Here is a 20753-nt window from a genome sequence, read left to right as displayed (position 1 = left end):
ATGGTTATTAAGTGTCGCCGCGCAGCCGGATTTCAATGGCGGCGCGGCGTCGGGCTCAACCGGTCAGCCCGAGGCTCTGAGCCGTCTTCCAGACGCGCCAGTGATCGTGCGGCATCTGCGAATGGGTCAGGCCCTTGTGGGCAAAGGCATCAATGACGGCGTTGGAAAGGGCCGGGACCCCGCCGACATTCGGGCTCTCGCCAACACCCTTGGCGCCGATCGGGTGATGCGGGCTGGGCGTCGTCGTATGGTCGGTCTGCCAGACCGGCGTCTCGACGGCGGTCGGCAGGAAGAAGTCCATCAGGCTGCCGCCCTGGACATTGCCGATCTCGTCATAGGAGATGTCCTGCCCCATGGCGATCGCCAGCGCCTCCGTCAGGCCGCCATGGACCTGACCCTCGATGATCATCGGGTTGATGCGGGTGCCGCAATCGTCAAGCGCGTAGAAGCTGCGGACATCCGTGACGCCGGTGTCGACATCGACATCGACGACGCAGATATAGGCGCCGAAGGGATAGGTCATGTTGGGCGGATCGTAGTAGGACACGGCCTCCAGACCGGGCTCCAGCCCGGGAATTGCCTGGTTGTAGGACGCAAAGGCGATTTCCTTCATGGTCTTGTGCGCTTCCGGATTGCCCTTGACCTGGAAGCGGTCGATGTCCCATTCGAGATCGTCCTCGTGCACCTCCAGCAGATAGGCGGCAATCATCTGCGCCTTGGCGCGGATCTTGCGGCCGGCCATGGCGGTCGCGGCGCCGGCCACCGGCGTCGAACGCGAGCCGTAGGTGCCAAGGCCGTAGGGCGCGGTGTCCGTGTCGCCTTCCTCGAGCGTGATGTCCTCGGCGGGAATGCCGATCTCGCTGGCAAGGATCTGCGCGAAGGTCGTCGCATGGCCCTGGCCCTGGCTGATGGTGCCGAGGCGGGCGATGGCCGATCCGGTCGGATGGATGCGGATTTCGCAGCTGTCGAACATGCCGAGGCCGAGAATGTCGCAGTTCTTGACCGGACCGGCGCCGACGATCTCGGTGAAGTGCGCGACGCCGATACCCATCAGCTTGCGGGTCTCGCCGCGGTCGAAGGCGGCGCGGTTTTGCGCCTGTTCGTCGCGAAGGGCCTGATGGCTGACGCTGTCCAGCGCCTTCTGCATGGCCGTGTGGTAGTCGCCGCTGTCATATTCCCAGCCGAGCGCCGATGCGTAGGGGAACTGCTCCTTCCTGATGAAGTTCTTCATGCGCAGCTCGACCGGGTCCATCTCCAGCTTCAGCGCCAGGATGTCGATCATCCGTTCGATCATGTAGGCCGCTTCCGTCACGCGGAACGAGCAGCGATAGGCAACACCGCCCGGCGCCTTGTTCGTGTAGACGCCGTCAACGCCCACATAGGCGACCGGTATGTCGTAGGAGCCGGTGCAGATGTGGAAGAAGCCGGCCGGGAACTTGGTCGGATCGGCACAGGCGTCGAACGCGCCGTGGTCGGCAAGCACGTGACAATGCAGGCCGGTGATCTTGCCGTCCTTCGTCGCCGCCAGCTTGCCGGTCATGTGATAGTCGCGGGCAAAGGCGGTCGCCGTCAGGTTCTCGATGCGGTCCTCGACCCATTTGATCGGCACACCCGTCACGATGGAAGCGACCGCTGAGCAGATATAGCCCGGATAGACACCGACCTTGTTGCCGAAGCCGCCGCCGATATCGGGCGAGATCACCCGGATATTGTGTTCCGGGATATTGGTGATCAGCGAGGCGACCGTACGCACCGCATGCGGCGCCTGGAAGGTGCCCCAAAGGGTCAGCTTGCCGTTGATCTTGTCCATGGAGGCAACGCAGCCGCAAGTCTCCAGCGGGCAGGGATGAACACGCTGGTAGGTGATCAGTTCCTCGACCGTTACCTCGGCATCGGCGAGCGCTTTGCTGGCGCCGGCCTCGTCGCCCTCTTCCCAGTGGAAGATGTGGTTGTGGTGTTTGCGCGGACCGTGCGCGCCTTCCATCTTGTCCTTGATGTCCTCGCGCAACAGCGGCGCGTCGGCATCCATCGCCTTGAAGGCGTCGGTGAGCGCCGGCAGTTCCTCATAATCGACCTCGACCAGATCGACCGCATCGGCGGCGATGTAGCGGTCCTCGGCAACGACAAAGGCGACTTCCTGGTTCTGGAACAGCACTTTTTCGTCGGCAAGCACGGCCTGCACGTCGCCGGCAAGTGTCGGCATGTAATGCAGGTTGAGCGGCTTGAGATCTTCTGCCGTCAATACGGCGACCACGCCGGGAAGCGCCAGTGCCGCATCCTTGTTGATCGACTTGATGCGGGCGTGGCCATAGGGCGAACGAACGAAATCGCCGAACAGCATGCCGGGCAGCTTGATGTCGTCGACATAATTGCCCTTGCCCTGCGTGAAGCGGGCATCCTCGACGCGCTTGCGCGAAGAGCCGAGGCCCTGGAGTTTTTCGACGCGCTCTTCGGCGCTGGGGGGTGTCTGGACGTTCATTCTGCTGCCTCCTTGACCGAAAGCTCCTCGGCGGCGGCCTGGATGGCCTTGACGATGTTCTGATAGCCCGTGCAGCGGCACAGATTGCCGCTGATGCCGTAGCGGATTTCCTCCTCGGTCGGATTCGGGTTCTCCTGCAGGAGCCGCCAGGCGCGGGTGATCATGCCCGGCGTGCAGAAGCCGCATTGCAGGCCGTGATGCTGGCGGAACGCCTCCTGGACGGCGTGCAGCGTGCCATCGGGCTGGGCGATGCCTTCGATCGTCGTCACGTCTGCGCCTTCGACCTGGCCGACGAAAACGGTGCAGGATTTGACGGACTTGCCGTCGATATCGACCGTGCAGGCGCCGCAATGGCTGGTGTCGCAGCCGATATGCGGGCCGGTGAGATCAAGCTCTTCGCGCAGGAAATGGATAAGCAATGTGCGCGGTTCGGCGAGTGCTTCGACCGCCTTGCCGTTGACGGTCATCTTTACGTGGGTTTTCGACATGGAAATCTCCGAAACTCCGGCGCTGCTCAGGCAGCTCTTTCGTGGGCGGCTTCGATGGCGCGTTTGACCATGATGCCTGCGACATGGGTGCGGTACTCGGACGGGCCACGCCCGTCGGAGGCCGGATCTGTGATGGCGCGCGCCGCATCGACCGCCGCCGAAACGGCATTTGGACCGAGATCGGTTCCGATCAGGGCATTTCCTGCCGCTTCCGCCCAAAGCGGCGTGTCGGCCACATTGGTAAGTGCGATGGACGCGCCTGTGCATTTGCCGTCCGACACCGACAGGATGACGGCGGCCGCGGCCGTTGCGTAGTCACCGATCTTGCGCTTCTGCTTCTGGTAGCTGTGGCCGTGGCCCTGCGCCGGGACCGGTATGCGAATGGAGGTCAGGATCTCGGATTCATCGCGAGCGGTGAAATAGGCCGCTTCGTAGAAATCACGTGCCTTAACGGAGCGCTGACCCCCGCTGCCATGCAGCATGTAGTCGGCATCGAGCGCCTGCATGACGGCGGGCATATCGTTGCCCGGATCGCCATTGGCGACATTGCCGCCGATCGTGCCGACATTGCGGATCTGCGGGTCGGCGATCTGCAGCGATGTTTCGCGCAGGATCGGGCAGGCATCGGCGAGCGCATCGGAAGCAATCAGGGCGGCCTGGGTCACGGCGGCGCCGATCTCGATGGTGCCGTTCGAGACATCGATGCCCGTCAGCTCGCCGATGTCCTGAATGTCGATGAGATGCTCGGGCGTTGCCATGCGCAGCTTCATCATCGGTATGAGGCTGTGCCCGCCCGCCAGGACGAACGCGTCGCCGGCATGATCGGCAAGAAGGCCGACAGCTTCATTGAGCGTGCGCGGCCGGTGATAGTCGAATGATCCGGGTATCATAAAGTTCCTCCCAAAACTGGTGACCGCAATTTGAGCGCGTCACATCGGGAGAAAGAAATGCCGCTTCACCAATGAGCGGCATTTTGCACAAACGGTCCTATTCGTGCACGAACGGCAGGTGTTTTCAGACGCCCAGCAGGTTGCGCAGGTCCTTTGCCCGCGAGCGGCTGACCGGGACCTCGAGCTCGGCGGCCTTGCCGACATAGCAGAACATCTGATCGCCGACCTTCTTCAGTCCGTTGATATGGGCCGGATTGACGAGGTAGCGCCGGTGCGTTTTCAGGAAGCGGTCGGCAAGCTGGCTCTTTTCGACCTTCGACAGGGACCACGGGCAGAAAAGCGCGTCTTCGTCCGTACGTATCTTGGTGTAGTGGCCGTCGCTTTCGATCGCCAGTATGCGGTCGGTGTTCATGAAGCGGACGGTTCCTTCCTTTTCATAGGGAATGCTGTTCTTGACCGGCTGAACCATCTTGCCGGCGCGGCTCAGCGATACGTTGGGCGCGCGGGCGCTCTTGCGGGAATTGACGGTGGCCGGTTCAGGCTCCGTCAGCCGGGGCTCTTCTGCGGGGGCATCGGCCTCTTCCATCGGAACCGCCAGCAGCAGGAACAGGCCGCATATGACGAAAGCGCTCAGGCTGACCGAAATCGCCAGGATCTGCGGATCGAGCGCCGGGATCGGCTCGGCGACAAAATTGACGGCCTGCGAGAAGGATGTGTTGAGCATGGCGGCGTAATGCATGGCCGAGATCGACAGGCCGAGCACCACGGCACCGATGGCGGTGCGCAGCAGCGAGCGGTTCGAATAGGCCAGCCACATGGCCAGCGTCGAGGCGGCGATGGCAATCAGCACCGAGAGCACGATGCCGAGCGAACGATAGCTGACCACGCAGTTCGCCGATATCGCGGCCATGCCGGTGTAGTGCATGGAGGCGATGCCGATGCCGGTCATCGTTCCCGACAGCAGGATGCGCAGATTGGTGCGCTCGCCGAAATGAAGCAGGAGAAGACCGCATCCGGTGATCAGAATGGCGATCAATGCCGAGCTCAAGGTCAGCAAAGGATCATAGGAAACCAGAAATGGCAGGGTAACCGCCAGCATGCCGATGAAATGCATGGACCAGATGCCGCCGCCCAGTGCAATGGCGGCTTGCGCGATCCGCACCTTGCGGCGCGCCACGGACAGGTTTCGCAGCCCGTTCGTCAGCCGCAGGCTGGTGAATGCGGCCATGACGGCAACAAGCACGGACGCACCGACCAGAAAAGGAGAGTAGTGCACCTCCACCATTGTCGGATTTTCTTCCTCCCGGTTTCGCGTCCCGTCGGGCCATGCGCCGGCGGCGTTCGTCCGCTGTCGTTCTCGTTCCGGCGGCTGAGTCCGTCGATGCAGTCCTGAAGGAGTGAGCCGGTCCGTGGCGCCGCTTGATCGAGAAACAAGGAGCCAGCCCAATTTAGAGCGACTCCAAAGTCGAGATTATCAACAGACCAATGGCGAGGGCAATAGAGCCGGGCGGGAATCGGCCTCTTTGCCGGGCTCGCGGAAAACGCGAATTTTTTTCAGATTCTCACAGTATTTTTTGCCGAATATTAAGCGCAACGGAAGGAATTTTGACGTGTCCGGCCGTGGCGTATTTCCGATTCTCGCGCGGCTTCGTAATTTTTTCTTTTATTATTCAATATCTTGTCACGTATTACTTGTGAGTCGAGCGATCGGTTCGCATGTCGACATATCCTAAGATGCACATATGCAATTAAAACCGTGGTTTTGTAGCGATAGCGACCGGCACCTGTTAGAAATAGGCGTTAAACCCCGGGGGGCGAATGGAAACTGGTCAGGGTCAGAAATCCAATCCGTTGCTTGTGCCCGGGCGTCGCCTGCCCAAGCAGCGACGCTCAAGGGAGACCGTGCGCCAAATTCTCGAGGCGACCGTGAGCATGCTGGAGGAGGAGGGCTTTTCCGGCGTAACGATGCAGAAAATTGCGGACCGCGCCGGAATCAACGTGGCGGCGGTCTACAGCTATTTCCCGAACAAGTACCAGGTCATTGCCGAATTGAGCCGCCGCTTTGTCGTCGAACGCGATGATATCCGGCGCGGTCAATTCGATGCGCTTTTGCTGCGCGACGGGGACTGGGTCGAAAACTTCGCGGAATCGCTGCGCGATCTGGCAATATTGCGGGCCGAGCAACGCGGTTCCGCGGCCGTGATGAGCGCGCTGCGTTCGACCCCGGTTCTTTTGGAGCTTAGCCAGGAAGCGCTCGAAACGGTCGCCGAGCGGCTGGAGGATTTCCTGCGCCGGGCCGATCCCGATTTCGACGGCGATCAACGCCTGCGCGCGCGCGTCATTTCGGAAGCGGTCAGCGCATTGTTCGATTTCATGCAGAACAGCGGAAGATACGATCCCGATCAGATCCTCGACGAGGCGATCAAGCTTGTGCGGGGATATCTGCGAAATTCATGACCGGATGGCGGCGGGACTTCGCCAGCCGCCGGATGCCGTTGTTTCCGTCGGTCAGCCACCGGCGGGCAGGGTGCCCTCCAGCTTGCTGATGATGCCGAGCATGATTTCGTCGGCGCCGCCGCCGATGGATGCCACACGCCCGTCGCGATAGGCGCGGCTGATCGGATTGTCGGCGGTGAAGCCCATGCCGCCCCAGTATTGCAGACAGGAATCGGCCACTTCGCGGTAGAGGCGTCCGCTCTTCAGCTTGGCCATCGAGGCGGTTTTCGTCACGTCCTTGCCGCGCACATATTCGTCGACCGCGCGCCAGGTCAGCGCGCGCAGGGCCTCGACCTCGGTCCGCAGTTCGGCGAGCCGGAAATGCACGACCTGATTGTCGAGGACCGCTCGCCCGAACGTCTTGCGCTCGCGCGTATATTCGATGGTCAGGTCGATCAGCCGGTCCAGCGCCAGAAGGCTTGATGCCGCCACCCACAACCGTTCTTCCTGGAACTGCATCATCTGCATGGTGAAACCCATGCCCTCCTGGCCGATCAGGTTTCGCCTCGGCACGCGCACATTGTCGAAGAAAAGCTGCGCCGTGTCGGAGGCATGCATGCCGATCTTGTGGATCTTCTGGCGTTCGACGCCTTTGGCATTGAGCGGAACGATGATCAGCGACTTGTTCTTGTGCACGGCGCCTTCGCCGGTGTTGGCCAGAAGGCAGCACCAGTCGGCCTGCAGGCCATTGGTGATCCACATTTTCGAGCCGTTGATGACATAATCGCCGCCGTCAATCGTGGCCGTCGTCCGGATGGCGGCAACGTCCGAGCCGCCGCCGGCTTCGGAGACACCGATACATCCGACCATTTCTCCGGCGATGGATGGCGCCAGCCATTCCCGCTTCAACTCCTCGGTGCCGAAGCGGTCGAGCGCCGGTGTGCACATGTCGGTCTGGACACCGATGGCCATCGGTACGGCGCCGCAGTGAACGCTGCCCAGAGCTTCCGCCATCACCATGGAATAGGAAAAGTCGAGGCCCAGGCCGCCGCAGTCGGGATCGTATTTGATGCCGAGCAGGCCGAGTGCACCGAGTTTTGCAAACACTTCATGGGCCGGAAACTGCTCCGCTGCTTCCCACTCGTCGACAAAGGGATTGATCTCCGTGTCGACGAACCGGGTGACCGTGTTACGCAGTTGCTCGTGTTCCTCGGTGAGCTGCATCCGTTCCTCCTCGTCGCCCTTGTCGGCCCATTCGCGCCCTGACAATTCTTCTCTTCGCCGGGCGGGCCGGGCGATCATTTCACTATCTGACGTATAGGTCAATCAATTCGGCTATGCGAAAACTCGTTGCAGCGAAGTGCCGGTGTGCGTATATCATTGGGACAAACACACCAAAGCCAAGGAGTACGGAAATGAGTGTTGCTGAACTTGCGGAATCGATGAAAGACCGCGTCGCCGAAGGATCCTTTGACAGTGTCGTCAAATTCGATTGCGGCGACGACGGCGTGCTGGTTATCGACAATCAGAGCATCAGCACGGAAGACCAGGAAGCGGACTGCACGATCAGTGTCAGCCTCGAAGACCTGCAATCGATTGTCGCCGGCGAACTCGATCCGACAGGCGCATTCATGCAGGGCAAGCTCAAGGTGGATGGCGACATGAGCGTCGCCATGAAGCTCGGTCAGGTGCTCTAGCCGGTGAGTCAGGCTGACCAGGGCGGGCGTGCGGACAGCGGCGGTGTTGCGGTGATCGAGCCGCGGCCGGCCGAGGAGGGCCGCGATCTCTTCGGGATCGCGGAACTTGCCGAGGAATTCGGCATCACCACCCGCACGATCCGTTTCTATGAAAACAAGGATCTCATTCATCCGGCACGGGTGAATGGGGCCCGCGTCTATACAAGGCGCGACCGGGCACGGCTTGCGCTGATCCTGCGCGCCAAGGCGATCGGCTCGACGCTCGCACAAATCCGGCATTTCCTCGATCTTTACGGCGAGCATGGAGAGGGGCAGAAGTCTCAGCTGGAATATGTCGTCAGCGAGTCGGGCAAGGCGATCGAAGAACTGGAACGGAAACGCGCGATGATCGACGACACGCTTGGCGAGCTCCATGCGATCCGCAAGACCTGTATCGACTGCCTGAAGGAACTCTGAGCGATTTGGCCGCATCCGCAGCACCTTTTTGCGATCCCTCCCTTCGCCTATGAAGGGGTGATGTCGAGGGCCGCTGTCGATGATGGAATTCGCTGCCGCCTTTCTGGTGTTTATCGGCGCGCATGTGCTTCCGGCGCGCAGCGGTCTGCGTGATACGCTGATCGGCCGTCTGGGCCGGCGCGCCTATCTGGTCCTCTATTCGTTGTTGTCGCTTGCTTTGCTGGCGTGGCTGATCTCTGCGGCGACACGGGCGCCGCATATCGCACTCTGGCCGACGACACGTCTTTCCGTCGTCATTGCGCTTGTTCTGACCGCGATCGCGGCGGTGCTTCTGTCCTGCGGCGCGACACGGCCCCAGCCGGTTTCGATAAGCCTGCGCGGCGGGACGATTGATCCACGGCACCCGGGCATATCGGCACTGACGCGCCATCCCGTTTTATGGGCGCTGTTTCTCTGGTCCGTTGCCCATCTGCTTGCCAATGGCGATGCGGTGGGCGTCGTCATGTTTGCCAGCTTTGCCGTGTTTTGTGTTATCAGCAGGCCGGCGCTCGAGGCGCGCGCACGCCGGCGCCTGCCCGAAGATGTCTTCGCGCAAGCGATGTCGGTGAGTTCGGGATCGTTCGGCGACCGGCTCAGCAGGGCGCTTTCGCCGCGTTTAGCTATCGAAACCGCCGCCGGCCTCGCGCTTTATGTCCTTATGCTCGCCTTGCATGGCGACCTGATCGGGGTCGATCCGCTGGCCTATTTCTGAATTCCGAGGGTCAGGACGTGCCGTTCGCCACCGCCGGCAGATCGTCCAGCCCGAGGCGGCTGCCGATATTGAAGCGCGCCGCCGCCAGATCGGCAATGGAATAGGTCGCCAGCACGCCGAGAAACGCGTTCAGCGCCTCGCGCCACGCCGAGTTCAGCGCGCAGCTGTCGACCAGCGGGCATTCGGCGGCATCGTTTTCAAAACACTCCGCCATCGCGAAGCTGTCCTCGGTGACGCGAATGACGTCGAACAGGCTGATCTTGTCCGCCGGCCGGCCCAGGCGAATGCCGCCATTGCGGCCACGGACCGTCTCAACGATGCCGGCCTTGACGAGGGGCTTGAGGATCTTGAACAGGAACAGTTCGGAGACACCGTATGCCCTGGCGATCTCGGGCACGCGGCTCAGATCGTGCGGATCGGCGGCGCAATACATCAGCATCCGCACCGCGTAATTGGTCTGCTTCGTTACCCGCATGTTTTCTCCGTGGCACTACCGTGCGCAATTCTGATTGAATTTAGAATCGTTCTATTTAACGGGATTTTTTTTGTCAAGTTTTTGCAATTCATCTGATTACAGGCCGGAGCCGCTTTTCACGTCAAAAAATCGACAATAATCACAAGAAATCATCGACTTATTAGAACCATTATAAATGGCGAAAAAAAATTGACGTTTTTTCTCATCTTTCGTTGCGCGGCGCTATAAAAATAGAGTATCAGCCTCATGTTATCGTCATTCTCCATAAGTAAGGGAACCAAAATGCACGTCAAATCGATCCATGCAGCCGGATTGAGCGCCCTGATTGCGGCCTCGGTTGGAACGACGGCGCTTGCGGCGGAAGTCAATATCTATTCCTACCGTCAACCGGACCTCATCGCGCCCCTGCTCGAAGCCTTTACCGAGGAAACGGGCGTCAAGACGAATGTCCTGTTCCTGAACAAGGGCCTCGTCGAGCGCATGAAGGCCGAGGGCGAGAATTCGCCAGCCGACCTGATCCTGACGGTCGATATCGGCCGGCTCAGCAACGCAAAGGACGAGGGCGTCACGCAGCCGGTCGACAGCGCCGCCATCAACGGCACGATCCCGGAAAACTATCGTGATCCGGAAGGACACTGGTACGGTCTGACAACGCGCGGCCGTGTCGTCTATGCCTCCAAGGACCGCGTTCCGCAGGACACGATCAGCTATGAGGAACTGGCGGACCCGAAATGGAAGGGCAAGATCTGCATCCGCAGCGGACAGCACATCTACAATGTCGCGCTGGTCGCTTCGATGATCGCCCATCACGGCGAGGAAGAAACCGAAAAATGGCTGACCGGCGTCAAGGACAATCTGGCCCGCAAGCCGAACGGCAATGACCGCGCGCAGGCCAAGGGCGTCTTTGCCGGCGAATGCGATATCGGCATCGGCAACACCTATTATGTCGGCCTGATGCAGAACAATGAAAAAGAGCCGGAGCAGAAGGACTGGGCCAATGCCATCAAGGTGCTGTTCCCCAATTCCGGCGACCGCGGCACCCATGTCAATATCTCCGGCATGGCGCTCGCCAAGCATGCGCCCAACAAGGACGACGCCGTCAAGCTGATGGAATTCCTTGCCAGCCCCAAGGGCCAGGAGCTTTACGCAGAACGCGTCTATGAATACCCGGTCGATCCGAACGCCCAGGCCTCGGACACGGTGAAGAATTTCGGCGACATCAATCCGGACAAGCTGCCGCTTGCCGAGATCGCCAAGAACCGTCCGAAAGCCTCCGAGCTTGTGGACAAGGTCGGCTTCAACAACTGACGGCGATTCAAAGCAGTAATAGCGATTTCCAAAGGGCGGTCTTCGGATCGCCCTTTTCGGTTATCGACCGATATGGGCCTTGCCGCGTTTTTTGGCGAGGGCCACCTGCTTCTGGCGTTCGCGGTAACGGGCACGGTCGTCGGCGCTGCGCTCATTGATGCAATAGGGGCAGGAAACGCCATCCTCGAAGGCCGGATCCGCGACCTCCCGCCGTGTCAGCGGATGGCGGCAGGCCCGGCAAAGCGTGTGGTCGCCCTGCCGCAGTCCGTGGGTCACCGAAACGCGCTCGTCGAAGACGAAGCAGGCCCCATTCCACAGGCTCTCTTCTTCCGGGACTTCCTCCAGATATTTCAGGATGCCGCCCTTGAGATGAAAGACATCCTCGAAGCCCTCTGCCTTCATGAAGGCGGAGGCTTTCTCGCAGCGGATGCCGCCGGTGCAATACATGGCGATTTTCGGCTTGTTGTGCAGGCCGGTATTGTTGCGCACCCAGTCCGGGAACTCGCGGAATGTCTTCGTGTGCGGGTCGAGTGCGCCCCGAAAGGTTCCGATGGCCGTCTCGTAGTCGTTGCGCGTGTCGATCACGATGGTATCCGGATCGCTGATCAGTGCGTTCCATTCCCCCGGGTCGACATAGGTTCCGACGCTTTCGAGCGGGTCGATGCCCTCAACGCCCATCGTGACGATCTCTTTCTTGAGGCGCACTTTCATGCGGTGGAACGGCTTTTTCGCGGCGCGGCTTTCCTTGTGTTCCAGATCCGCGAATTCGGGAATGGCGCGCAGGAAGGCGAGCACCGCCGCGATGCCCGCGTCAGAGCCCGCGATTGTTCCGTTGATACCTTCGTCGGCGAGCAGCAGCGTTCCCTTGACCCCGTGATCGTCACAGGCAGCCTGGATCTTTTGCTGCAGGGCCTCGAAGTGCGGCAGCGGTGTGAAATGATAGAGCGCGGCGACCAGGAATCCGCCTTCTGCCGCGCTGGCATTGCCGTCGATATCGGTCATCGGTTGGCCATAGCGTTTCTTTTGCCGGTGCGCAATCGCCGTGTCTATGGGCGCGGCATGGAGGCCGCCAACTATGACGCGAATTTTGTCACCCGCGCGGTGGACAACGTTGCCGCCGCGGGTTAATCGATTGAAAAACTCCAGGTGGCGCGAAATGGGCAAGAAAACCGAAAAACTGTTGTCGATCCTGCAACTGCAGCCGGTCGTACCCGTGCTGGTGGTCGACAATGCGGCAACAGTCGTTCCGCTTGCCCGCGCGTTGGTCGAGGGCGGGCTGAAAGCGATCGAGATCACGCTGCGCACGGAGGCGGCGCTGGACGCGATCAAGGCGGTTGCGGACGAAGTCGAGGGCGCCGAGGTCGGCGCCGGCACCATTTTGAATGCGCGCCAGTATGAGGCTGCCGTGAAGGCTGGTTCGCAGTTTATCGTCAGCCCCGGAACGACCCAGGAACTGCTTGATGCCGCCGCTCGTTCCGATGTGCCCATGCTGCCCGGCGCGGCGACGCCAAGCGAGATCATGGCATTGCGCGAGGAAGGCTATGCCGTAATGAAGTTCTTTCCGGCGGAACAGGCCGGTGGTGCCGCCTATCTCAAATCGCTTGCCTCGCCTTTCGGCGGTATCAGTTTCTGTCCGACGGGCGGCATTACCGCGGCGAGTGCCGGAACCTATCTGGCCTTGCCGAATGTGGTTTGCGTCGGCGGCTCCTGGGTCGCGCCGAAGAACCTGGTCGAGGCTGGCGACTGGGCGGCGATCACCGCGCTTGCGGCGGATGCGTCGAAGCTTGCCGGCTGATAGCGGATTTTTCAATCCGGAATGCGTTTGTCGCCTGCGGCGGGTTTGAATCTCCGAATGCCGTACTTATCTGATGCTGGAGAAAATTTCTTCAGAAAGGCGGCTCCATGTTCGATCCAAAGCAGCTTCTCGATCAGTTTCTCGGTTCAAAGGTCCCCGGCACCGAGGACACCGTGCGCGGCAAGGCCGGGCAGGCGGTGCAGCTTGCCAAGGACAATCCCCTGGCGACCGGCGCCATAGCCGCCGTCCTTCTGGGCACCAGCACCGGCCGGTCGGTCACGGGGTCGGCCCTGAAACTGGGCGGTCTCGCCGTGGTCGCCGGGCTGGGTTACCAGGCCTACAAGAACTACAAGGCCGGCAAATCGCCCGAGCAGGCGACCCCGCCGCAGATCGAAGCCGATATCGTGCCGGAAGCCGAGCAATCGGGTTTCGATACGGATGTGGCTACGATCAACGACGATTTCGCCCTTGCCCTGATGCGGGCGATGATCGCGGCGGCGCGGAGCGACGGCCATGTGGACGAAAGCGAGCGGGGCCGCATAGCCGACAAGCTGGCCGTTTCCGGAATTGCCGATGACGCGCAGGCCTTCATCAACAGCGAACTGGAAGAGCCGACCGTGCTTGACGACATCATTGTTGCCGCGCGAACGGAGGAGCAGCGGGTCGAGCTCTATACCGCGTCGCGGCTCGCCATCGATCCGAACACCCGCGCCGAACGCGGCTATCTCGATATGCTTGCCGGGCGGCTCGGCCTTGACGATGCGCTGGTGGATCACATCGAGGCGACGGTGGCCGGTGCGTCGGCGTAAACCAAGTGCGGCGATCGCAGTCACCAAATGGTTCTTTTCCAACGCCAATTGCTCTAATGTCGGCGCCGTCTTGAACTGATGAAGGGACGGCACACAGGTGCGCATGGCGGCGCTGTTTCTGACACTGCTTCTCCTGTCCTCGGCCGCCCAGTCGGCTGAGCGGACGCTGGTCTTCGCCGCCGCGAGCATGAAGGATGCCGTGGAGGCGATGGCGCGCGCCTATCGGGAACGGACCGGAAATCCGGTCGTCGTCTCCGTCGCCAGTTCCGGCGCGCTGGCCCGGCAGATCGAAGCCGGTGCGCCGGCGGATCTTTTCATCGCCGCAAATCCGGACTGGATGGATTATCTCGAGGACCGGAAGCTGATCGATGTGGAGAGCCGCACGAACATCGCCGGCAACACACTCGTCGTCGTCACCGGCGATGGCGCGATTGCTCCACCTGTCGATCCCGAGCCGCTCCTGCGTTCCGGCCGTTTCGCCATGGGCGATCCCGCGCATGTGCCGGCGGGCGTCTACACCGCGCAGGCACTTGACCAACTCGGCCTGTGGGAAGACCTGCGGCCAATGGCGGCCTTCGGTGAGAATGTGCGTGTCGCCATGGCGCTGGCGGCGCGCGGCGATGTCGCCTTTGCCATTGTCTACGGTTCGGATGCCGAGCTGAGCGAGGATGTCGCGGTTGCCTATATCTTCCCGCCGGAAACGCATGCGCCCATTGTCTATCCGGCGGCCCTGACCGCAAACGCCCATGAGGATGCGCGGGACTTTTATGCATTCCTGCGTGCACAGGCAGCGGATGGGGCGCTCGGGCCCTACGGGTTCACAAAGCCCGCTGCCGGATCAGGCTCGTAGCCAATGTCCGAGGTGGAAGTGGCCGACATTGTTCTCTTGTCGCTGAAGGTTTCGGCGGTCGCCATGCTGTTTGCGGTGCCGATCGCTTTCGCGGTCGCCTGGGTCCTTGCGCGGCACGAATTCTGGGGCAAAAGCCTGTTGCAGGCGCTGGTGACGCTGCCGCTGGTCATGCCGCCGGTCGTCACGGGCTATTTCCTGCTGGTGCTTTTCGGTTTCAGCGGTTTTGCGGGCCGGGCCTTCCGCACCGTCGGACTGGATTTCGCCTTCCGGTGGGAGGGCGCGGCCCTGGCGGCCGGGGTAATGGCGTTTCCGCTTCTGGTGCGGCCGATGCGGCTGTCGATCGAAACGCTCGACCGAGGTCTCGAGGAGGCGGCGGCGACACTCGGCGCCGGACGCCTGATGCGCCTGTTGACCATAACCCTGCCGCTGGTCATGCCGGGGGTCATCGCCGGCGCGGTGCTCGGTTTTGCCAAGGCGCTCGGCGAGTTCGGCGCGACGATCACCTTTGTTTCAAACATTCCGGGCGAGACGCAGACCCTGTCGCTGGCGATCTATTCGCTGCTGCAGAGCCCGGCCGGCGACCGGGCGATGGCGATGCTGATCGCGATCTCCGCCTGCCTGGCGATCGGCTCTGTCCTCTTGTCGGAGTGGGTCGGCCGGCATATCGGACAAAGGAGGCGCAGATGAGCCTTGCGGTCCGGCTGCATTCGCGCCTCGGCGACTTCGAGATATCGGCCGAGTTCGAGGCAGGCGCTGGCGTGACTGCGCTCTTCGGGCATTCGGGTTCCGGCAAGACGAGTATTCTGAAGATGATTGCCGGCCTGATCCGGCCGCAATCCGGAGTCGTCCGCGCTGACGGGCGTACGCTGTTCGACAGCGAGGCGGGAACGGATATCGCACCGCCGAAGCGCCGCATCGGCATGGTTTTCCAGGATGCGCGGCTGTTCCCGCATATGTCCGTCGCCCGCAACCTGACCTATGGCCGCTGGGCCGGAAACCGGAACAGCAGTGCGGATCTGGACCGCATTACAGAACTGCTTGGTATCGGCGGATTGATGGATCGCTATCCGGCGACGCTGTCGGGCGGCGAGATGCAGCGTGTCGCCATCGGCCGCGCGCTGCTTGCCGATCCCGCCCTGCTGCTGATGGACGAGCCGCTGGCCTCGCTCGATCAGGCGCGCAAGCGCGAAATCCTGCCCTATCTGGAGGAGGTGCGTGACGAGACGGGCCTTCCCATCGTCTATGTCAGCCACGAGGTGGACGAGGTGGCGCGCCTCGCCGACACGCTGGTGCTTTTGTCCGACGGCACAGTGCTCGGCTCGGGCGATGCGGTTGAGATGTTCTCGAAGCTCGAATTCGGTCCGGCGCTCGGCCGGCACGAGGCAAGCTCTCTCGTAAGCGGGACCGTCAGCGCCATCGACGCGCAATACGGCCTGTGCACGGTTTCACTGGAAGGCGGGCAGGAACTTCATATCGTCAGCGACAGGGTGCGTGCCGGAGACCGGCTGCGCATGCGCATCAAGGCACGCGATGTGGCGTTGTCCCTCGCCGCGCCGCAAGATGTCAGCGTGCGCAACGTGTTGCCGGCGACGGTGCGCAGCTTCGCGCTCGATGAAAGCCCGTTTGTCGAGATCGTACTCGATATCGGCGGGCAAGCGCTGCGGGCTCGCATCACACGCCATGCCTTCGATGCGCTGGGCATTTCAACGGACCTGCCGGTGTTTGCCATGATCAAATCGGTCGCCATCGGTCAGCGCATGCTGTCCGGCAGGAAGTGAGATCTTCGCGCCCGCGTGGCTTTTTTCAACGAGAGTGAATAATCTTTCCCGCATGGTCAGTGGAGCCTCAAATCGCCGCAATTTTCGTCGCACACGGGTGATCACCGCCTGTGCCGTCTGCCTGTTCGGTCTGGCGGCGGTCTATTTCACGGCGCAGTGGTGGCGCGACCGGGCCGAGCAGCAGCTTGAATCGAAGGCGGCGGAGACGCTCGCCGTGCAGGCCGAGGCGCTGTCGGGCATTCTCGACAAGTACCGGCTGCTGCCGCCCCTGCTTTCGCGCGAGGAATCCATCATCGCGCTGTTCGACGATCCGGATCGCGACATGAGCGAAGCAGCGCGACGCAAGGCGATCGAGATCGCCGGCAGGTCGGGTGCCAAGGAGGTCGCGTTCCTTCACACGGACGGGCGTGTTCTGGCGACGGCGGGCGGGCTCTTTACCGGCAACAGGGAAGAGCATGTCCGGCTGCTGGAGGCGGTGCGCCAGGGCCGGCTCGGCCGGCAGGCGATTTCATTGGACTCCGAGCAGCGCGCCTACGCCTTTGCTTTCGGCGTGCGGCAGGACAACGTTCTGATCGGCGCCATAGCCGTCTATGTGGATTTCGATCCCGTCGAGGCCACCTGGTCCTTGTCGACAAATCCGATCTTTATCACCGATCCGACCGGAACCGTGTTCCTGACCAACCAGCCGCTGTGGCGGCTGCAGCATCTGGACACGCTGATGTCCGAAGCCCGGACCCCCGGCCACTACCTGGTGGGCGGCAAGGTCCTGCACAGCGATCTTACGCGTCATCTGCCGCTGCTCGACTGGCAGCTTCACGTGCTGTCCGACGAGCGTCCGCTGGTGACCGCCGCCTGGACCGGCGGAATTATTGCCGCGCTTGTCAGCCTGCTGGTGGGCGCCCTGGCCTTTGTCGTCGTCATGCGGCGCGAGGGGCAATTGTTGCGCATGCGCCGCGACCGGGCCGCATCGCTGCGACTCGAGCGGCTGGTGCGCGAACGCACCAAGGCGCTCAGCGATACGAATGTGTCGCTGTCGCGGGAGATCGACGAACGGCGGCAGACCGAGGAACAGCTAAGAAAGACACAGGCCGAACTGGTTCAGGCAGCCAAACTGGCTGCGCTTGGCCAGATGTCGGCGGCGATCAGCCACGAGTTCAACCAGCCGCTCGCCGCCATTCGGACCTATTCGGACAATGCGCACCGCTTCCTCGACAAGGGCAATACCGGAACGGTTTCAGACAATCTGACGCGGATCAGCGGTCTTGTCGACCGCATGGCCCAGCTCTCCCAGAGCCTGCTTTCGTTCTCGCGCAAACCCGGCACGACGGTCAAGGCGATCCCCATTGCGCCGGTGCTGGATGAGGCGCTTATGCTTGTCCTGCCGAGGGCCCGCAAAGCCGGCGTCAAAGTGGAAACGAAGATCGAGGGCGGTCCACACCGGGTCCTGGGCGGGCAGATCCGTCTGTCGCAGGTCTTTGTGAACCTGATCAACAACGGCATTGATGCGATTGCTGGGGCAGGCACGGAGAACGGTCAGGTGACGCTGACGGTCTGCGAGGACGGCGATGCCGTGGTGGTGCGGGTCGAGGACAACGGTCCCGGCATTCCGCCCGAACGCCGCGACAGCATTTTCGAGCCGTTCTTCACCACCAAGGATGTGGGTGCCGGCATCGGCATCGGCCTGTCGATCGCCAGCAGCATCGTCGCCGATTTCGGCGGCAGCATTGCCGTCGGCGAAAGCGATAGCGGCGGTGCCTGCTTTGCCGTGCGCCTGCGTGCTGCCGACGCATCGGACATTGCAGCGGAGTAGAATGATTTGGGCAGCGGAGTAGAGTGATTTGGACAGCGCCATTCCGACAATACACCTCGTCGATGATGACGACGATCTGCGCCATGCGCTGGCGCAGGGCCTGGAGCTCGAGGGCCTCTCGGTCGGCGTCTACGACAGCGCAGAAAGCGTGCTCGACCATATCGGGCGCGAGGATTATGGCGTCGTGGTCACCGATATCCGGATGCCGGGCGACGACGGCATGACCTTGTTGAAGAAAGTGCTGGCGATCGATGCGACCTATCCCGTCATCCTGATCACCGGACATGGCGATGTGCAACTGGCGGTCGAGGCGATGCGCGGCGGCGCCTATGACTTCATCGAAAAGCCGTTTCCTGTGTCGCGGCTGTCGACCGTTATCGAGCGGGCGCTGGAAAAACGCCGGCTGGTGCTTGAAAACCGCACCCTGCGCAATGAGCTGGACCAACGGCATGACCTGACGCAGCGTCTTGTCGGACGCTCCGGGCAGATCGTTCGGCTGCGTGGCCAGATCGCCGCCGTCGCCGACACGGATGCCGATGTGCTGATCGTCGGCGAGACCGGAGCCGGCAAGGAGGTTGTCGCCCGCGCGCTGCACGACTACGGCCCGCGCGCCGGGGGCAATTTCGTTGCCATCAACTGTGCGGCGCTGCCGGCGGATATTTTCGAATCGGAGCTTTTCGGTCATGAATCCGGAGCCTTCACGGGCGCGCAAAGGCAGCGGATCGGCAAGCTCGAGCACGCCCATGGCGGAACCATCTTCCTGGACGAGATCGAATCGATGCCGCTGGATCTCCAGGCGAAACTGCTTCGCGCCATCGAGCAGCGGACCATCGAGCGGCTCGGCTCCAACAAAATCATCCCGCTGGATGTGCGCTTTGTGGCGGCAACCAAGTTCGACCTGGAGAAGGAAGGTGCAAAGGGCACGTTCCGCTCCGATCTCTATTACCGGCTGAATGTCATCACGCTGACCATTCCGCCGCTGCGTGAGCGCAAGGACGACATCCCGCTGCTGTTCTTTCATCTTGCGCGGGACGCAAGGGCGCGCTACCGCCGCGAGATCCCGGAAATCGACCATCACCTGGAATCGGAACTCATTGCCCATGACTGGCCCGGCAATGTGCGTGAGTTGCGCAACTATGCGGAACGTTTCGTTCTCGGCATGTGGAGCGGTTTCGAACAGGACGCGCCGCGAGCCGAGGGGCAGGACCCGACGCTGGCCGATCGCGTGGCCGCATTCGAAAAGGCCGCCATCGAAGCCGAGCTTGCTCGCCACGGCGGCGCGCTGAAGCCGGTCTATGAGGCCCTCGGCATTTCCCGTAAGGGCCTTTACGACAAGATCAAGCGGCTCGGCATTTCCCACGAGGCCTGACAGCGGCCTTGCATCGGGTAGAACACTACCCAGGCGGGTGGCGGCAATGTGTAGCTAGCTACACACTGGAGGCGCCCGGAATTTCTGCCCATTCCGGATCATCATTTTTAATGCATTGAAATAATTATTAAAAATGAAGCACTCCTGAATTTCTTTCAAACTGGCACGCGGCTTGCTCAGGCAATGGTGACGGAAAACCGTCGACGTGGGAGGAACACAAATCCGAACAGTTGCCGATTTTCGTTCGCCGCATGCGGAGCGTTTTCGCAGGGCGGCAGCAAGCTGACCGGCTCAGCCGGTCCGGGAGAACAGAGCGTGTTTCTTGCGCGCCTCAGGAGGTTAGTCATGAAGAAACTTTTGGGCGCCGTTTCGGCGATTGCATTGATGATGTCCGCGGGCCAGGCCCTGGCGGACTGCGATGATGGCGAGATTGTCATCAAGTTCAGCCATGTGACGGCGGATTCGGGCCATCCGAAGGGCGATGCCGCGCGCGCTATCGCCGAACGCATCAACAAGGACATGAACGGCAAGGCCTGCATGGAAGTCTATCCGAGCTCCACGCTGTTCGACGACGACAAGGTGATGGAAGCGCTGCTTCTGGGCGATGTTCAGGTCGCCGCGCCGTCGCTGTCCAAATTCGAGGCCTATACGAAAAAGTACCGGCTGTTCGACCTGCCGTTCCTGTTCTCGAACATGGAATCGGTCAACCGGTTCACACAGGGTCCGGTCGGGCAGGAGCTTCTCGGTGCGATCGAGGATAAAGGCTATACCGGCCTCGGCTATGTCTATAACGGCCTGAAGCATTTCTCGGCCAACAAGCCGCTCATGCTGCCGACGGATGCCCATGGCCTGAAATTCCGCGTACAGACGTCGGATGTGGCCGTCGCCATGATCGAGGCCATGGATGCCTCGGCACAGAAACTCGCCTTCAAGGAAGTCTATGGCGCGCTCCAGACGGGTGTCGTGGACGGTCAGGAGAACACCTGGTCGAACATCTACAAGCAGAAGTTCTTCGAGGTTCAGGACGGTATCACCGAGACCAACCACCAGCTTCTGACCTATTTGGCCATCACTTCGACGGAGTGGCTGGACAGCTTGCCGCAGGATGTGCGCGAGCAGTTCGTGACCATCTTCGCCGAGGAGGTTACGGCGGCGAACGCCAAGGCCGAGGAGATCAATGAGAAAGCCAAGGAAGGTATTCTCGCCGCCGGTGGCACGATCCGTCAGCTGACACCGGAAGAGCGTCGGGAGTGGGTCGAGACCATGCGTCCGGTCTGGGACCAGTTCGAAGACGACATCGGCAAGGATGTCATCGCTGCCGCGGTTGACGCCAACAGCTGACACCAGCGTCCAAGATTGACT

At 61.8% G+C, this 20753-nt stretch carries 20 protein-coding genes; 13 read left to right on the top strand and 7 right to left on the bottom strand.

The annotated features are described in order from the left end of the window. Positions 1-55: 55 nt before the first annotated feature. From OOZ53_RS17860 to OOZ53_RS17845, 4 genes are all read right to left on the bottom strand, one after another. Positions 56-2479, bottom strand: coding sequence for an aerobic carbon-monoxide dehydrogenase large subunit (locus OOZ53_RS17860; RefSeq protein WP_271091045.1), 2424 nt, complete (start codon positions 2477-2479; stop codon positions 56-58). Continuing rightward, entirely contained in the window at positions 2476-2967 is a 492-nt protein-coding gene (locus OOZ53_RS17855) for a (2Fe-2S)-binding protein (RefSeq protein WP_271091044.1), read from the bottom strand. Before OOZ53_RS17855 ends, OOZ53_RS17860 begins: the two co-directional genes overlap by 4 nt. 26 nt (positions 2968-2993) lie before the next feature. Continuing rightward, positions 2994-3857: an FAD binding domain-containing protein gene (locus OOZ53_RS17850; protein WP_271091043.1), complete on the bottom strand. Its 864-nt coding sequence runs from the start codon at positions 3855-3857 to the stop codon at positions 2994-2996. Between the two features lie 124 nt (positions 3858-3981). Beyond that, positions 3982-5142, bottom strand: a complete 1161-nt coding sequence (locus OOZ53_RS17845) for an MHYT domain-containing protein (protein ID WP_271091042.1) — start codon at positions 5140-5142, stop codon at positions 3982-3984. A 533-nt stretch (positions 5143-5675) separates the two neighbouring features. On the opposite strand from OOZ53_RS17845, the gene OOZ53_RS17840 reads away from it, so the two are divergent. Continuing rightward, positions 5676-6314 (top strand): TetR/AcrR family transcriptional regulator, encoded by a 639-nt coding sequence (locus tag OOZ53_RS17840; protein WP_271091041.1) that lies wholly within the window; start codon positions 5676-5678, stop codon positions 6312-6314. 51 nt (positions 6315-6365) lie between these two features. On the opposite strand, the gene OOZ53_RS17835 is transcribed toward OOZ53_RS17840, so the two are convergent. Then, entirely contained in the window at positions 6366-7517 is a 1152-nt protein-coding gene (locus OOZ53_RS17835) for an acyl-CoA dehydrogenase family protein (RefSeq protein ID WP_271091086.1), read from the bottom strand. A gap of 191 nt (positions 7518-7708) precedes the next feature. On the opposite strand from OOZ53_RS17835, the gene OOZ53_RS17830 reads away from it, so the two are divergent. The 3 genes from OOZ53_RS17830 to OOZ53_RS17820 all read left to right on the top strand — a co-directional run bounded on the left by OOZ53_RS17830 (position 7709) and on the right by OOZ53_RS17820 (position 9197). Then, entirely contained in the window at positions 7709-7990 is a 282-nt protein-coding gene (locus OOZ53_RS17830; protein WP_271091040.1) for an SCP2 sterol-binding domain-containing protein, read from the top strand. Positions 7991-7993: 3 nt separating this feature from the next. Beyond that, positions 7994-8446, top strand: a complete 453-nt coding sequence (locus OOZ53_RS17825; RefSeq protein WP_271091039.1) for a MerR family transcriptional regulator — start codon at positions 7994-7996, stop codon at positions 8444-8446. 79 nt (positions 8447-8525) lie between these two features. After that, positions 8526-9197 carry an NnrU family protein gene (locus OOZ53_RS17820; protein ID WP_271091038.1) on the top strand — a complete coding sequence of 224 codons (672 nt, stop codon included), beginning with the start codon at positions 8526-8528 and terminating at the stop codon, positions 9195-9197. A 10-nt stretch (positions 9198-9207) separates the two neighbouring features. On the opposite strand, the gene rirA is transcribed toward OOZ53_RS17820, so the two are convergent. Beyond that, a complete protein-coding gene (rirA, locus tag OOZ53_RS17815) occupies positions 9208-9672 on the bottom strand; it encodes an iron-responsive transcriptional regulator RirA (RefSeq protein ID WP_271091037.1) in 465 nt (154 codons plus the stop codon). Positions 9673-9954: 282 nt separating this feature from the next. Between rirA and OOZ53_RS17810 the strand changes: the two genes are divergently transcribed. After that, on the top strand, positions 9955-10980 hold the full coding sequence (locus OOZ53_RS17810) for a Fe(3+) ABC transporter substrate-binding protein (protein WP_271091036.1): 1026 nt from the start codon (positions 9955-9957) through the stop codon (positions 10978-10980). A gap of 60 nt (positions 10981-11040) precedes the next feature. Here the strand turns inward: OOZ53_RS17810 and trhO are convergent, their stop codons facing one another. Then, positions 11041-11982 carry an oxygen-dependent tRNA uridine(34) hydroxylase TrhO gene (trhO, locus tag OOZ53_RS17805; protein WP_271091035.1) on the bottom strand — a complete coding sequence of 314 codons (942 nt, stop codon included), beginning with the start codon at positions 11980-11982 and terminating at the stop codon, positions 11041-11043. 154 nt (positions 11983-12136) lie between these two features. On the opposite strand from trhO, the gene OOZ53_RS17800 reads away from it, so the two are divergent. The 8 genes from OOZ53_RS17800 to OOZ53_RS17765 all read left to right on the top strand — a co-directional run bounded on the left by OOZ53_RS17800 (position 12137) and on the right by OOZ53_RS17765 (position 20732). Further along, positions 12137-12775, top strand: a complete 639-nt coding sequence (locus OOZ53_RS17800) for a 2-dehydro-3-deoxy-phosphogluconate aldolase (protein ID WP_271091034.1) — start codon at positions 12137-12139, stop codon at positions 12773-12775. A gap of 107 nt (positions 12776-12882) precedes the next feature. Next, positions 12883-13584, top strand: coding sequence for a tellurite resistance TerB family protein (locus tag OOZ53_RS17795; protein WP_271091033.1), 702 nt, complete (start codon positions 12883-12885; stop codon positions 13582-13584). A gap of 103 nt (positions 13585-13687) precedes the next feature. Then, complete coding sequence (gene modA, locus OOZ53_RS17790) at positions 13688-14434, top strand: molybdate ABC transporter substrate-binding protein (RefSeq protein WP_271091032.1); 747 nt, start codon at positions 13688-13690, stop codon at positions 14432-14434. A 3-nt stretch (positions 14435-14437) separates the two neighbouring features. Next, complete coding sequence (modB, locus tag OOZ53_RS17785; RefSeq protein ID WP_271091031.1) at positions 14438-15121, top strand: molybdate ABC transporter permease subunit; 684 nt, start codon at positions 14438-14440, stop codon at positions 15119-15121. Next, a complete protein-coding gene (modC, locus tag OOZ53_RS17780) occupies positions 15118-16212 on the top strand; it encodes a molybdenum ABC transporter ATP-binding protein (protein WP_271091030.1) in 1095 nt (364 codons plus the stop codon). The genes modB and modC overlap by 4 nt, the downstream gene beginning before the upstream one ends. Positions 16213-16264: 52 nt before the next feature. Further along, positions 16265-18022: a sensor histidine kinase gene (locus OOZ53_RS17775; RefSeq protein WP_271091029.1), complete on the top strand. Its 1758-nt coding sequence runs from the start codon at positions 16265-16267 to the stop codon at positions 18020-18022. A 28-nt stretch (positions 18023-18050) separates the two neighbouring features. Beyond that, positions 18051-19391: a sigma-54-dependent transcriptional regulator gene (locus OOZ53_RS17770; protein ID WP_271091028.1), complete on the top strand. Its 1341-nt coding sequence runs from the start codon at positions 18051-18053 to the stop codon at positions 19389-19391. 345 nt (positions 19392-19736) lie between these two features. Beyond that, positions 19737-20732: a DctP family TRAP transporter solute-binding subunit gene (locus OOZ53_RS17765; protein WP_271091027.1), complete on the top strand. Its 996-nt coding sequence runs from the start codon at positions 19737-19739 to the stop codon at positions 20730-20732. The last annotated feature ends 21 nt before the right edge of the window (positions 20733-20753 follow it).

Origin of the sequence: Allohoeflea poritis (assembly GCF_027889715.1) — a bacterium.
Classification (GTDB): domain Bacteria; phylum Pseudomonadota; class Alphaproteobacteria; order Rhizobiales; family Rhizobiaceae; genus Hoeflea_A; species Hoeflea_A poritis.
This window is presented reverse-complemented; position numbering and strand designations above follow the sequence as displayed.

Coding starts and splice junctions, on each gene's coding strand:
- OOZ53_RS17775 (WP_271091029.1), top strand. CDS start 16,265: ATGGTCAGTGGAGCCTCAAATCGCCGCAATTTTCGTCGCACACGGGTG.
- modB (WP_271091031.1), top strand. CDS start 14,438: ATGTCCGAGGTGGAAGTGGCCGACATTGTTCTCTTGTCGCTGAAGGTT.
- modA (WP_271091032.1), top strand. CDS start 13,688: ATGGCGGCGCTGTTTCTGACACTGCTTCTCCTGTCCTCGGCCGCCCAG.
- OOZ53_RS17820 (WP_271091038.1), top strand. CDS start 8,526: ATGATGGAATTCGCTGCCGCCTTTCTGGTGTTTATCGGCGCGCATGTG.
- rirA (WP_271091037.1), bottom strand. CDS start 9,672: ATGCGGGTAACGAAGCAGACCAATTACGCGGTGCGGATGCTGATGTAT.
- OOZ53_RS17765 (WP_271091027.1), top strand. CDS start 19,737: ATGAAGAAACTTTTGGGCGCCGTTTCGGCGATTGCATTGATGATGTCC.
- trhO (WP_271091035.1), bottom strand. CDS start 11,982: ATGACCGATATCGACGGCAATGCCAGCGCGGCAGAAGGCGGATTCCTG.
- OOZ53_RS17840 (WP_271091041.1), top strand. CDS start 5,676: ATGGAAACTGGTCAGGGTCAGAAATCCAATCCGTTGCTTGTGCCCGGG.
- OOZ53_RS17860 (WP_271091045.1), bottom strand. CDS start 2,479: ATGAACGTCCAGACACCCCCCAGCGCCGAAGAGCGCGTCGAAAAACTC.
- OOZ53_RS17850 (WP_271091043.1), bottom strand. CDS start 3,857: ATGATACCCGGATCATTCGACTATCACCGGCCGCGCACGCTCAATGAA.
- OOZ53_RS17835 (WP_271091086.1), bottom strand. CDS start 7,517: ATGCAGCTCACCGAGGAACACGAGCAACTGCGTAACACGGTCACCCGG.
- OOZ53_RS17795 (WP_271091033.1), top strand. CDS start 12,883: ATGTTCGATCCAAAGCAGCTTCTCGATCAGTTTCTCGGTTCAAAGGTC.
- OOZ53_RS17810 (WP_271091036.1), top strand. CDS start 9,955: ATGCACGTCAAATCGATCCATGCAGCCGGATTGAGCGCCCTGATTGCG.
- OOZ53_RS17855 (WP_271091044.1), bottom strand. CDS start 2,967: ATGTCGAAAACCCACGTAAAGATGACCGTCAACGGCAAGGCGGTCGAA.
- modC (WP_271091030.1), top strand. CDS start 15,118: ATGAGCCTTGCGGTCCGGCTGCATTCGCGCCTCGGCGACTTCGAGATA.
- OOZ53_RS17800 (WP_271091034.1), top strand. CDS start 12,137: ATGGGCAAGAAAACCGAAAAACTGTTGTCGATCCTGCAACTGCAGCCG.
- OOZ53_RS17845 (WP_271091042.1), bottom strand. CDS start 5,142: ATGGTGGAGGTGCACTACTCTCCTTTTCTGGTCGGTGCGTCCGTGCTT.
- OOZ53_RS17830 (WP_271091040.1), top strand. CDS start 7,709: ATGAGTGTTGCTGAACTTGCGGAATCGATGAAAGACCGCGTCGCCGAA.